This is a genomic window from Gabonia massiliensis, from assembly GCF_001403595.1.
In the GTDB taxonomy this organism is placed as follows: Bacteria; Bacteroidota; Bacteroidia; order Bacteroidales; family Coprobacteraceae; genus Coprobacter; species Coprobacter secundus.
The window spans coordinates 1,257,866-1,269,839 of the sequence record NZ_LN877939.1 but is presented as its reverse complement, the minus strand read 5'-3'; the positions used below and the strand labels follow the sequence as shown (position 1 = coordinate 1,269,839).

Annotated in this window: 10 protein-coding genes; 7 read left to right on the top strand and 3 right to left on the bottom strand. The window is 35.7% G+C overall.

Annotated features, from left to right (window positions below; translation table 11 throughout):
- Positions 1–52: 52 nt before the first annotated feature.
- Complete coding sequence (locus BN2628_RS09730) at positions 53–325, bottom strand: HU family DNA-binding protein (protein WP_021930586.1); 273 nt, start codon at positions 323–325, stop codon at positions 53–55.
- 320 nt (positions 326–645) lie between these two features.
- Here BN2628_RS09730 and BN2628_RS09725 point away from each other — a divergent pair, with 320 nt between their 5' ends.
- Positions 646–1,926 (top strand): hemolysin family protein, encoded by a 1,281-nt coding sequence (locus tag BN2628_RS09725; protein ID WP_021930587.1) that lies wholly within the window; start codon positions 646–648, stop codon positions 1,924–1,926.
- A 78-nt stretch (positions 1,927–2,004) separates the two neighbouring features.
- Here the strand turns inward: BN2628_RS09725 and BN2628_RS09720 are convergent, their stop codons facing one another.
- Together BN2628_RS09720 and BN2628_RS09715 are read right to left on the bottom strand one after the other, a co-directional pair.
- Positions 2,005–2,556 carry a DJ-1 family glyoxalase III gene (locus BN2628_RS09720; protein WP_055097016.1) on the bottom strand — a complete coding sequence of 184 codons (552 nt, stop codon included), beginning with the start codon at positions 2,554–2,556 and terminating at the stop codon, positions 2,005–2,007.
- A gap of 175 nt (positions 2,557–2,731) precedes the next feature.
- Positions 2,732–3,421 carry a YiaD family glycine zipper/OmpA-like lipoprotein gene (locus BN2628_RS09715; RefSeq protein WP_021930589.1) on the bottom strand — a complete coding sequence of 230 codons (690 nt, stop codon included), beginning with the start codon at positions 3,419–3,421 and terminating at the stop codon, positions 2,732–2,734.
- A gap of 240 nt (positions 3,422–3,661) precedes the next feature.
- On the opposite strand from BN2628_RS09715, the gene aroC reads away from it, so the two are divergent.
- The 6 genes from aroC to BN2628_RS09685 form a co-directional block, all read left to right on the top strand.
- Positions 3,662–4,735 carry a chorismate synthase gene (gene aroC / locus BN2628_RS09710; protein ID WP_021930590.1) on the top strand — a complete coding sequence of 358 codons (1,074 nt, stop codon included), beginning with the start codon at positions 3,662–3,664 and terminating at the stop codon, positions 4,733–4,735.
- A gap of 4 nt (positions 4,736–4,739) precedes the next feature.
- A complete protein-coding gene (locus BN2628_RS09705) occupies positions 4,740–6,098 on the top strand; it encodes a dipeptidase (protein ID WP_021930591.1) in 1,359 nt (452 codons plus the stop codon).
- A gap of 12 nt (positions 6,099–6,110) precedes the next feature.
- Positions 6,111–7,040 (top strand): tRNA modification radical SAM protein MnmL/YtqA, encoded by a 930-nt coding sequence (locus BN2628_RS09700; protein WP_055097014.1) that lies wholly within the window; start codon positions 6,111–6,113, stop codon positions 7,038–7,040.
- Between the two features lie 18 nt (positions 7,041–7,058).
- Complete coding sequence (locus tag BN2628_RS09695; RefSeq protein ID WP_021930593.1) at positions 7,059–8,177, top strand: DUF362 domain-containing protein; 1,119 nt, start codon at positions 7,059–7,061, stop codon at positions 8,175–8,177.
- 282 nt (positions 8,178–8,459) lie between these two features.
- Complete coding sequence (locus BN2628_RS09690; RefSeq protein WP_021930594.1) at positions 8,460–9,668, top strand: glycoside hydrolase family protein; 1,209 nt, start codon at positions 8,460–8,462, stop codon at positions 9,666–9,668.
- A gap of 197 nt (positions 9,669–9,865) precedes the next feature.
- A partial coding sequence (locus tag BN2628_RS09685; RefSeq protein WP_154668461.1) for a SusC/RagA family TonB-linked outer membrane protein occupies positions 9,866–11,974 on the top strand: 2,109 nt, incomplete at its 3' end.

Genomic DNA, 11,974 nt, shown 5'->3' with positions numbered 1-11,974 from the left:
GCTTGGCATGATTCTATGCGTTTAAAATATTAATACTATATAACTGATTTAGTTATTTAACTTCTCCCATGAATGTTTTGGCAGGTTTAAATGCCGGAATATTATGCTCGGGAATAATGATTGTTGTGTTTTTTGAAATATTGCGGGCAGTTTTTTGTGCTCTTTTCTTAACGATAAAACTACCGAAACCTCTTAAATAAACGTTGTCTCCTTTTGCTAACGAGCCTTTTACGGTGTCCATGAATTGTTCCACTGTTGCAAGAACAATTGCTTTTTCAATACCGGTATTCTTTGAAATCTCGTTTACAATGTCTGCCTTAGTCATTTTTTTACAATTTTGTTATGATTATGTTATACTTTATGTTATTAATTTTTTGGCTTGCAAATATATAGCTTTTTCTCTTTTTAAAAAAGTCAAACCTTATATTTTTAAATTGGTAAGCCGTATTTTCGGACGTTAAATTGCAAATATCGGAATTATTTTTCAAACAAAATGCTAATACACAATAAATAATGAATATTTCTTACTGTAAAGGTCGAAAGATGATATTTTATTATTTTTACAATATTTCTTTGCTCATAACATATATATATTGCATTAATTATTTTATCTTTAAGCCTGAATAAATTTGTATTTACTCAAAAATGGAAATTTTTATTATTATTGTTCTTATTTTGATGAATGGTGTCTTGTCGATGTCAGAGATCGCATTAGTTTCGGCTCGTAAATCTCGTCTTGAAGCAGATGCTAAGAAAGGAAGCCTTGCTGCTAAAACTGCATTAAACTTGTCTAATGAGCCAGATCGTTTTTTATCTACCATACAGATTGGTATTACTTTGATTGGTATCCTTACTGGTTTGTATTCCGGAGAATCTTTAGCTGCCCCTTTTGCATTGATACTCTCCTCTTTTATTCCATCTGCATATACTTTAGTTGTTGCTCAAGTTATTATTGTAGTGGTTGTAACATATTTGACTTTAATTATTGGAGAGCTGGTTCCTAAACGAATAGGAATGGCCTTTGCAGAAAAGGTTTCTAAGCTTGTAGCTCGGCCGATGAATCTACTGTCGTTATTGGCTTCACCTTTTGTTTGGTTATTATCAAAAAGCACAAAAATAGTAATGCACTTGTTGGGATTAGATAAAAATAGTGAAGAAAATAAAGTCACAGAAGATGAAATAAAAGCAATAATTCGGGAGGGAACAGAAGATGGCGAGGTTCAGGAGGTAGAGCAAGATATTGTTGAGCGGGTATTTAATCTGGGTGACAGGAATATTGGTTCGATAATGACACACCGGAATGATTTGGTGTGGATCGATATGAATATGTCTCGGGAAGAGTTGAATAAAACGATTCTTGAGGATATGTATCATGTGTATCCTGTTTCATCAGGTAAGCTGGACAATGTTTTGGGTGTTGTCTTTTTAAAAGATATTTTTGGAAAGATAGAATCTTCTGATTTTGATATAAGTACGGTGATATGTCCTGCCCATTATATGCCAGAGACGTTGAGTGTTTATAATGCTTTGGATAAGATGCGCCAGAATCGACTGAAATATGCTTTGGTTACTGATGAGTTTGGAAGTATACAGGGCATTGTGACATCAAGTGATATTATGGAAGCTCTTATTGGTACATTGCCGGATGCGGAAGAAGCTCCGGATATTGTAGTTAGAGAAGATGGGTCCGTATTAGTTGACGGACAATGTTCTTTTTATGATTTTTTGGCATACTATGATTTAGAAGAACTGTACCCCGATTATAATTATAATACAGTTAGCGGGCTCATTTTGGAAAGATTAGAGCATATTCCCCGTACTGGAGAAAAATTGCATTGGTTAGATTTTGAAATAGAAGTAGTTGATATGGATGGTGCCCGTATTGATAAAATCTTGGTAACACGAGTGGCAAATGTGGGAGAGTGAAAAAATTGAATGATAATATAAAACATAGGGGCTGATAAAAAATATCAGCCCCTATGTTTTATACGTTTGAAGTTCCAATTATTCATTGAGTAGCATGCCTTGAGCCACTTCGTGAGCTTTATCTTTTCCGAGACTTTTCACGATGATTGCAAGAGTGAATGCAATAGCCATCCCTGGCCCTTTACCTGTTATGATATTATCGGATACCTCTACTGCTTTTGCTGTGTAAGTTCCTCCGGCTAAGTGGGATTCGAAGCCTGGGTAACAGGTTGCATTCTTTCCGTTTAATAAGCCTAAATCGCCTAAAACTGATGGAGCTGCGCAAATTGCTGCGATATTTCCCTTGACAGAAGCGTGGTTTTTTAATAATTGTCTAAGTAATTTGAATTCTCCCAAGTGTGTTGTTCCTGGTAGGCCTCCTGGTAGTATAAGCCAGTCAATATCAACAATGTTTTGGGGTTCGTATAGCATATCTGCTATAATGGCTATACCGTGTGCACCTTTAACTTCTTTTTGAGATGTGATTGATACTGTTTTTATAGGCATACCAGCACGCCGCATCATGTCTACTATGGTTGTAGCTTCTGTTTCTTCGAAACCTTCAGCTAGAAATAAGTAAGATGTTTTCATAATTGATAAAATGTATTGATTAACATATTATTCTCTTTTTCAGTGCAACTAAGAGAGAATACATTGAAACATAACAAATATAGTTTTATTTTTTCATAAAAAAAAGTGTTAGTAAAAACTTAATTCTTACTAACACTTTTTTTTAAATGGTTAAATTCTTTTGTGAAGTATAAGCTTATTGTAATGTTCCGTTTTCTGCTTGTTTTATCATATTTTCATTTGCAGTAATATAAATGTCAACTCGACGATTCTGTGCACGACCTTCGGCAGTACTGTTATCTGCTACAGGTTCATTATATGCTTTCCCAGCCGTAGTCATACGACTGTTGGGAATTCCGTTTTGGTTCAAGAATGTTGCGACAGCTTGTGCTCGTTGTGTTGACACTCTTTCATTTACAGCTAATGTCCCGGTATTATCAGTATGCCCCCAAATTGTTATATCTGTTTCGGGATTATTGATAAGCGATATTGCAAACTCTTTGAGAGCAGCTTTAGACGAAGAACTGAGAGTAGTCCCGTTTGTTGGGAATAATATGCCACTAGCAAAGGTTACCTTTACAGCTTTTAGGCCATTTGTGTCAGTAACAGTTTCTACTTCTGCTCCTTGTATTTTTTCAAGTTCCGCTTTTTGCTTATCCATTTTTTTCCCAATTAAAGCGCCTGCGCCAGTTCCGACAGCTGCACCCACAGCTGCACCGATTGCTGCGCCTTTACCTTTTCCAATTAGAGCACCTATTCCAGCTCCTACTGCAGCTCCACCGGCACCGCCGATTAGAGAACCTTTACCTGTGTTGTTCATTGTCCCACAACCCGTAAATAAGATGGCTACAGACAATAATACGGCCATGAATTTTACTTTTTTCATTTCTTACTTATTTTTTAGTTAGATATTTAAAATCTAATTTATCTTATGAATTGATAAATCAAAATTACCTAAATTTTGATTACTATGTTCATATTTATGTATATTTTTTAAGTAAAAAATTTTTCTTTATTCCTTTTCTGATACTTTGTAGCATGAATTATACTCTGTGGATGTTATAAATTAATTGATGATTCGGAAAAAAAATGTACCTTTACTCTTAGAATAATAAACGTATTATAAATGAATACATTTGGAACCATATTCAGATTGACATCTTTTGGTGAATCTCATGGTAGGGGAATAGGTGGAGTAATAGATGGTATGCCTGCTGGAATAAAAATTGAATATGATTTTATTCAGAATGAGTTGAATCGTCGTCGTCCAGGGCAATCTTCTATTGTAACACCTAGGAAAGAAAATGACAAAGTAGAATTTTTGTCTGGTGTATATGAAGGATATTCTACTGGAGCTCCGATAGGTTTTGTTATTTATAATGAAAACCAGCATTCCTCCGATTATAATAATCTGAAAGAAACGTTTCGACCTTCGCATGCAGATTATACATATACCCAAAAGTATGGAATCCGAGACCATCGGGGAGGAGGACGATCTTCGGCTCGAGAGACAATTGCACGTTGTGTAGCAGGAGCGTTGGCGAAGCTTGTCTTGAAAGAGTTGTCTATCGATATAAAAGCTTTTACCTCACAAGTTGGAAATATAAGTTTGTCAAAAGATTATCGCCAGTATGATTTGTCTCGAATAGAAGAAAATATTGTTCGATGTCCAGATGAGAAAAAGGCCGCCAAAATGATTGCATTGATTGATGAGGTCCGTGCAGCTGGTGATACAATTGGAGGAGTGATAACATGTGTTATACAGAATATGCCTGTAGGTTTAGGCGATCCGGTCTTTAATAAGTTGCATGCAGAGTTAGGAGGAGCTATGTTAGGAATAAATGCGGTCAAAGGATTTGAATATGGAATGGGTTTTGATGGAGTACAATATAGAGGCTCACAAATGAATGATGTATTTGTACAAAAAGATGGTCGAGTGTCTACATTGACGAATAATTCTGGTGGAATACAGGGCGGAATATCTAATGGCGAAGATATTTATTTCCGGGTAGCTTTCAAACCTGTGGCAACAATACTGAGAGATATACAGACTCTGGATAAAAGTGGAGCAGAAGTGATTTTGAAAGCAAAAGGAAGGCATGACCCCTGTGTGTTGCCGCGGGCAGTCCCCATCGTTGAAGCTATGGCTGCTATAGTAATACTTGATCATTATTTATTGAATAAAACAAAACACATTTGATATTATGGAAGCTAAACAATATATTGAAAAGAATAGAACACGTTTTTACGATGAGCTGTTTTCTCTGATTCGTATCCCTTCGATTAGTGCTCAACCTGAACATCAACAAGATATGAGAGCTTGTGTAGAACAATGGAGAAAATTGCTGCTATCGGCAGGAGTTGATACAGCAGAGATAATGGAGACATCATCAAATCCTGTTGTATTTGCTACAAAAATAATAGACCCTTCTGCTCCCACCGTTTTAGTGTATGCTCATTATGATGTTATGCCAGTGGAACCTTTAGACTTATGGGATACTAATCCGTTTGAGCCGGTCATACGTGACGGGCGTTTATGGGCTCGTGGAGCTGATGATGATAAAGGCCAGTCTTTTTTGCAAGTTAAAGGTTTTGAGATTGCTTTGAAAGAAAGATGGTTGCATTGTAATGTGAAATTTTTATTTGAAGGGGGTGAAGAGATTGGCTCCCCTGGATTAGCCGAATTTTGTGTAGAGCATAAGGAGATGTTGAAATCTGATATTATTTTGGTATCAGATAACAGTATGGTGGGGAAAAATGTCCCTTCTATCACAACAGGATTGCGTGGTCTTGCCTATTGGGAAGTCGAAGTAATTGGCCCTAATCGAGATCTTCATTCCGGTATTTTTGGTGGAGCGGTTGCTAATCCTATTAACGTTTTATGCAAGATAATTGCAGATATAACGGATAAAGACGGGTATATTACGATTCCTCATTTTTATGATGATGTCGAGGAGGTGTCGGCTGCCGAACGTGCAATGTTGGCAGAAGTTCCCCATAATGATAAAGATTATGCAGAGTCAATTGGTGTGAAAGCTTTATTTGGAGAAAAAGACTTTTCGACATTAGAACGTACAGCAATACGTCCTACATTTGATGTGTGTGGAATTTGGGGAGGTTATACGGCAGAAGGTTCCAAAACGGTGTTGCCGTCAAAAGCTACCGCAAAGATGTCTTGTCGTCTTGTCCCACATCAGCAACATGAAAAAATATCACAATTGTTTATTGATTATATTTATTCTGTAGTACCTGATTATGTTACGGTAAAAGTAACCCCGATGCATGGAGGAGATGGCTATGTGTGTCCTATAGATATGCCAGCTTATAAGATTGCAGAAAGAGCTTATGAAAAAGCTTTTGGTAAGCGTCCTTTGGCAGTTCGGCGAGGAGGGAGTATTCCTATTATTGCGGATTTTGAAAGGATTTTGGGTGTAAAATCATTGTTGATGGGATTTGGTTTAGAATCAAATGCAATACATTCTCCAAATGAAAACCAGCAAATTGAGATAATGGAAAAAGGTATAATTGCTGTAGCTGAGTTTTATAAAGAATTTGGAAAATGATGATTATGTACAATGAATAAGATGTATTATTACGATTTTGGAACATTTCTTAAACAGCAATTCCCATTTAAAGTTCAAAAAATCTCTATAAATGCGGGATTTACTTGCCCAAATAGGACAGGAGAAAAAGGTTGGGGAGGTTGTACGTATTGTAATAATCAAACTTTCAGTCCTGAATATTGTCATACGGAAAAATCTGTTACGGAACAGGTAAAAGAAGGGATTTCTTTTTTCGGGAAAAAGTATCCTGAAATGAAATATTTGGCTTATTTTCAGGCTTATACAAATACATATGATTCGATAGATTTATTAATCGAAAAGTATGAAGAAGCTTTGCACATTTGTGGTGTTGTAGGCATCATTATTGGAACGCGCCCAGATTGTGTGTCAGATGAACTTCTTTCATATTTATCAGATTTAGCCAAAGAAACGTTTGTTTTAATAGAATATGGAGTTGAGTCTACCAATGATAGTACACTGAAGTTTATTAATAGAGGACATACATATGAAGACTCAGAGAAAGCGATTATACGGACTGCTAAAGCCGGCATTATGACTGGGGCACATATGATATTAGGTTTACCTCATGAGTCTCGAGATATGATTATTTCCCATGCCGTACAGCTTTCCCGCTTACCTCTGACGACGTTAAAACTACACCAGTTACAACTGATAAGACATACTCGAATGGCACATCAATATGAAGAACATCCCGAATGGTTTCATTTGTACAATGTAGATGAGTATATTGATGTAGTAATCGATTTTATGGAATATTTGCGATCAGGTATTGTTCTCGAACGTTTTGTATCACAGTCTCCAAAAGATTTGTTGATTGCTCCACAGTGGGGTCTTAAGAATTATGAATTTACAGCACGATTATTGAAAAAAATGAAAGAAAGAGATACATGGCAAGGTAGATACACAAAAGGGATATTATAACATTTAAAAACTTACTTTATGGAATCGTCTAAAGTTTATTTTACAGATTTGCATACCACTCCACGTCGAAATCTGTTGGATAAAATGGAATTAGTAGTTCGAAAAGCAGGAATAGCAAATATTAATTTTGATCATCAGTTTGCTGCGATTAAAATTCATTTTGGAGAGCCGGGAAACTTAGCTTATATACGTCCTAATTATGCAGCACGTATGGCTTCATTATTAAGGGAATTAGGCGCTAAACCTTTTCTTACAGATTGTAATACATTATATTCTGGAGGGCGTTCGAATGCAGTTGACCATTTGCAAAGTGCAATGGAGAATGGTTTTAATCCTATATCGGCTCAATGCCAAGTGATTATTGCAGATGGTTTAAAGGGAACAGATTATAGCGAAATTGAGATAGGGCAGGAATACTGCAAGACTGCAAAAATTGGGGCAGCTATTGCTGATGCTGATGTGATTGTAACAATGAATCATTTTAAAGGACATGAACAGACAGGTTTTGGAGGAGCATTAAAAAACTTAGGAATGGGATGTGCAAGTGTGGGCGGGAAATTGGAGCTACATTCGGCTTCTGCCCCTGTTGTAGATAAGGATAATTGTCGTGGGTGTAATATTTGTGTAAAGCATTGTGCTCATGATGCTATACATTTAAATTCAAATCATATAGCCGAGATTGATTATAATAAATGTGTTGGTTGTGGACAATGTGTGGCTTTGTGCCAATACGATGCAGCAATATTAGGAGAAGGTGATACTTCAGAACGGCTCAATTGCAAAATTGCAGAATATACATTGGCTGTTTTAAAAGATAAACCAAACTTTCATGTTAGTTTTATTATGAATGTCTCGCCGGAGTGTGATTGTTGGAATCACAATGATGCGGCTATAGTCCCTGATTTAGGAATTGCTGCTTCATTTGATCCTGTAGCATTAGATGCAGCTTGTGCCGATATGGTAATGAATGCTCCGGCAATTCAAGGATGTAAGTTATTTGAAGAACATCAGCATGAGCATTTGGAAGGAGTGGATAAATTTAAGTTAATGCATCCTGATACAAATTGGCAAGCGGGTCTTGAACATGCTGAAAAAATTGGACTTGGAACTCGAGACTATGAATTGATAAGAATATGATGTTGCAATGAAATTTTATAGGAAATAAAGAATATCCCATAGAGTTTTTAATATAAATTCTATGGGGTATTTTTTTAGTATATTATAATTTTATATAGACTTGTGTATTTGTTTATTAGGAAATATGTACAGATTTAAACTACTTGTGTACAAAATTCAATTTAATATTTGAAAGTAATAAGTTCTTTTGTAACAGAGAAAGAGACAAAAATATAATAAGATTAAAATTGGGTAAGATAAAGCCTTTCAGTTTAATCTTAATCTAATAAATTAAAATTGTACATGAACAAAAATTGTTATTGGGTTTTATTCCTTATTGTGTTGTTACCTGTTTATTCGGTCTGTTCTCATGCTACGGAAAAGGAATCGATGCAAACAGTTATAGAAAAAGCTTTAGAGCACGCAAATAATCAAAGTTTGATATTAGCAAAAAATGTTACTGCTCTTCCAGGAAAGTTACCGAAGTCTATAAAAAATGGAAAATTGGAGACATCTTCATCTGATTGGTGGTGTAGTGGTTTTTTCCCAGGGACATTATGGTATTTATATGAATATTCTGATGATGAAGAGATTGGCAAATATGCAACTCTTCTTACCGAACGTATAGAAAAAGAGCAATATAATAAAAATACACATGATTTGGGATTTATGCTTTATTGTAGTTATGGAAATGCATTGCGTTTAACAGGAAAGAAAGTATATAAATCGATATTAATTAATGGTGCTAAATCTTTGAGTACACGTTATAACCCAGTTGTTGGATGCATACGTTCATGGGATTTTAATAAGGATAAATGGCAATATCCGGTGATTATTGATAATATGATGAATCTTGAGTATTTGATGTGGGCTTATAAAGAAACTGGAGATGAAAGATTTAAAACAATTTCTGTCAATCATGCAAATAAGACGATGGAGAACCAATTTCGGGCGAATTACAGCTGTTATCATGTAATTTCATATTCTCCGGAGACAGGAAAGGTGATGGTCAAAGGAACTCATCAAGGGTATAGTGACGAGAGTGCATGGTCAAGGGGACAGGCTTGGGCTCTATATGGGTATTCAATGATGTATAGAGAAACTAAAAATGAAAAATACCTTGTTCAAGCAAAATGTATAGCCGATTTTATACTGAATCATCCGCGTTTGCCGAAAGATAAAATTCCTTATTGGGACTTCGATGTACCAGAAATACCGAATGTGTTAAGGGATGCTTCTGCTGGAGCTATTATAGCATCGGCATTGATAGAAATGAGCCAATTTGTTGATAAAGATACTGCTAAAAGATATTTAGATGTTGTTGAAACTCAAATAAGAACTTTGGCTTCTCCTGATTATACAGCAGCTATAGGAACAAATGAGGGATTTATCTTAAAACATAGTGTAGGTTATTTCCTTGCAGGTTCAGAAGTAGATGCACCCCTTACATATGCTGATTATTATTATGTTGAAGCTCTTTTAAGATATAAAAAGTATATTTTAAATAATTAACCGTATAAGATATATTTTAAAAATAAAGAAAAACTTGATATAAAATAATAACCATGAATAGAAATTGGCTATATCAAATTGAAGTTGCTAGAGATAATTGATATAGGGAAGGTAGTTTTAAGCATATACAATTTGTTGAGGTATTCGAAAATAGTTATTTAAATTTTATTATGATATAATTTGAAAAATTTATTTATATGAAAAAACACAGGAAATCAAATCAAAAAGTCCGTTGGCTCAATTATTTAGAGGTAAAATGGAGTTTATTGTTTGTAATGTTGTTGATGTCTGTGGCTGCATTTTCACAACAAACGGTGACGGGAGTTGTCAAAGATGCTGTTGGAGAGCCTTTGATAGGAGCCTCGGTGATGGTAAAAGGAACGACAACCGGATCTATTACCGATATTGATGGTAAATTTTCTATTAAAGCATCTACAAATTCAATATTAGTTTTTACATATGTCGGTTATCAGAATCAGGAGATTCCTTTAAATGGAAAAACTTCATTGCAGGTAGTCTTAAAAGAAAATTCTAAGGCATTGGATGAAGTTGTGGTAGTTGCATATGGAGTGCAGAAAAAGGAAAGTGTGGTTGGGGCCATTTCACAAGTAAAAAGTACCGATTTGGCTCGTTCGGGTGTTCCTACATTGTCTACATCATTGGCTGGACGTGTTCCAGGTATGGTTACTGTACAAACTTCCGGTATGCCGGGAGCAAGTGAACCTAAGATTTTTGTCCGGGGATTATCTTCTTTTACTGGGAATAATCAACCGTTGGTACTAGTGGATGGAGTAGAGAGGCCATTAAGTGATATAGATGCTTCAGAAGTAGAAAGTGTATCCGTATTGAAAGATGCTTCTGCTACAGCGGTTTATGGTGTTAAAGGTGGCAATGGAGTTATTTTGGTTACTACTAAAAGAGGAAAAGAAGGAAAAATGGAAATCTCAGCCAGTGTGGAACAAACCTTAAAACAGTCTACGAGTAGTGGTATACAAGAGAACTCATATAATACGTTGCTTGGCAGGGATAAAATGTATCGTAATCAAGGGAAATGGAGTAATGTTTTGGGGGAGAGTGTCCTTGAGCACTATCGTAATCCTGCTAATCCGTATGAGCGGTATATTTATCCTGACTTTGACGCTTGGGAACAAGGGGTAAAACCTTTTGCATGGGATACTAGAGCTTCGGTTTCTGCAAGAGGTGGAACTAAATTTGCTAAATATTTTTTAATGTTGAGTTATCTGCATGAGGGTGATTTGTTAGCATCAGACCAGTCATTATATAATGCTGATTATCGTTATGATAGGATGAATTATCGTATGAATTTTGACTTCGATGTAACGAAGACAACTCGAGTTTCTGTGTCGAGTGGAGGTTATATTGGAACTACGAATTATGGTGGTAATTCCAGTTCAGGAGATAGTGGAAAAATCTTAAATAGTTTGTATACGCAACCTCCTTATGTTTCTCCATTTGTTTATCCAGCATGGTTTGTAGAGAAATACCCTGATTCTAAAAATCCGACAATCTCAGACCGTCCGGCAGGAAATTTAGTCTCTCCGTCTGCAGGTACAGGATTTTTTACTCACAATTATAATGGGACGACACGTACTGTGAAAGACCGTTTTGGTATTGATGTGAATTTAGATCAGAAATTAGATTTTTTGACAAAAGGGTTATCTGCTAAATTAAATTTTTCATACAATAACTATTCGACATGGAATGGTGGAGGAATTACTTACACCAGTGATTATTATATTTTTAATATTGATGGAGATAATTACTACTGGGATCGTTATTTAGGAGGAAGTCAAAATGATTATGATGAAGTAACAGAACCTTATCAAACTACTGTTTCTCAGGATCGTAATGCAGCTTCGTATGATTATGTATATAGTTTCCAACTCAATTATGCGAGAACTTTTGGAGATCATACGATAACAGGATTGGGTTTATTTGAACGTAGAATTCAGCAAGTTGGTTCAGAATTTCAACATAGAGAAGAAAAGTGGAGTGCTCGTGTTACTTATGATTATTTAAGTCGCTATATGATTGAGGCTACCTTGGGAGTCTCCGGTTCCGAACGTTTTGCACCAGCTAATCGTTTTGGTTATTTCCCTTCGGTTGCTGTTGGTTGGAATATAGCAAAAGAACCTATTTTTCTACGGATTATGCCAAAAGAGTTTAGCAATTTGAAATTACGTTATTCGTATGGAGAATCAGGTAATGATCAGGTTGCAGGATTTTTATATATTTCTGATTATACCAATAGTATAAGTTTCAATTTAGGGGGACCTACATCAAGC

Bases quoted from the DNA above. Each gene is read 5' to 3' on its own strand.
- BN2628_RS09730 (WP_021930586.1), bottom strand. From the start codon at position 325: ATGACTAAGGCAGACATTGTAAACGAGATTTCAAAGAATACCGGTATT.
- BN2628_RS09725 (WP_021930587.1), top strand. From the start codon at position 646: ATGGAAATTTTTATTATTATTGTTCTTATTTTGATGAATGGTGTCTTG.
- BN2628_RS09720 (WP_055097016.1), bottom strand. From the start codon at position 2,556: ATGAAAACATCTTACTTATTTCTAGCTGAAGGTTTCGAAGAAACAGAA.
- BN2628_RS09715 (WP_021930589.1), bottom strand. From the start codon at position 3,421: ATGAAAAAAGTAAAATTCATGGCCGTATTATTGTCTGTAGCCATCTTA.
- aroC (WP_021930590.1), top strand. From the start codon at position 3,662: ATGAATACATTTGGAACCATATTCAGATTGACATCTTTTGGTGAATCT.
- BN2628_RS09705 (WP_021930591.1), top strand. From the start codon at position 4,740: ATGGAAGCTAAACAATATATTGAAAAGAATAGAACACGTTTTTACGAT.
- BN2628_RS09700 (WP_055097014.1), top strand. From the start codon at position 6,111: ATGAATAAGATGTATTATTACGATTTTGGAACATTTCTTAAACAGCAA.
- BN2628_RS09695 (WP_021930593.1), top strand. From the start codon at position 7,059: ATGGAATCGTCTAAAGTTTATTTTACAGATTTGCATACCACTCCACGT.
- BN2628_RS09690 (WP_021930594.1), top strand. From the start codon at position 8,460: ATGAACAAAAATTGTTATTGGGTTTTATTCCTTATTGTGTTGTTACCT.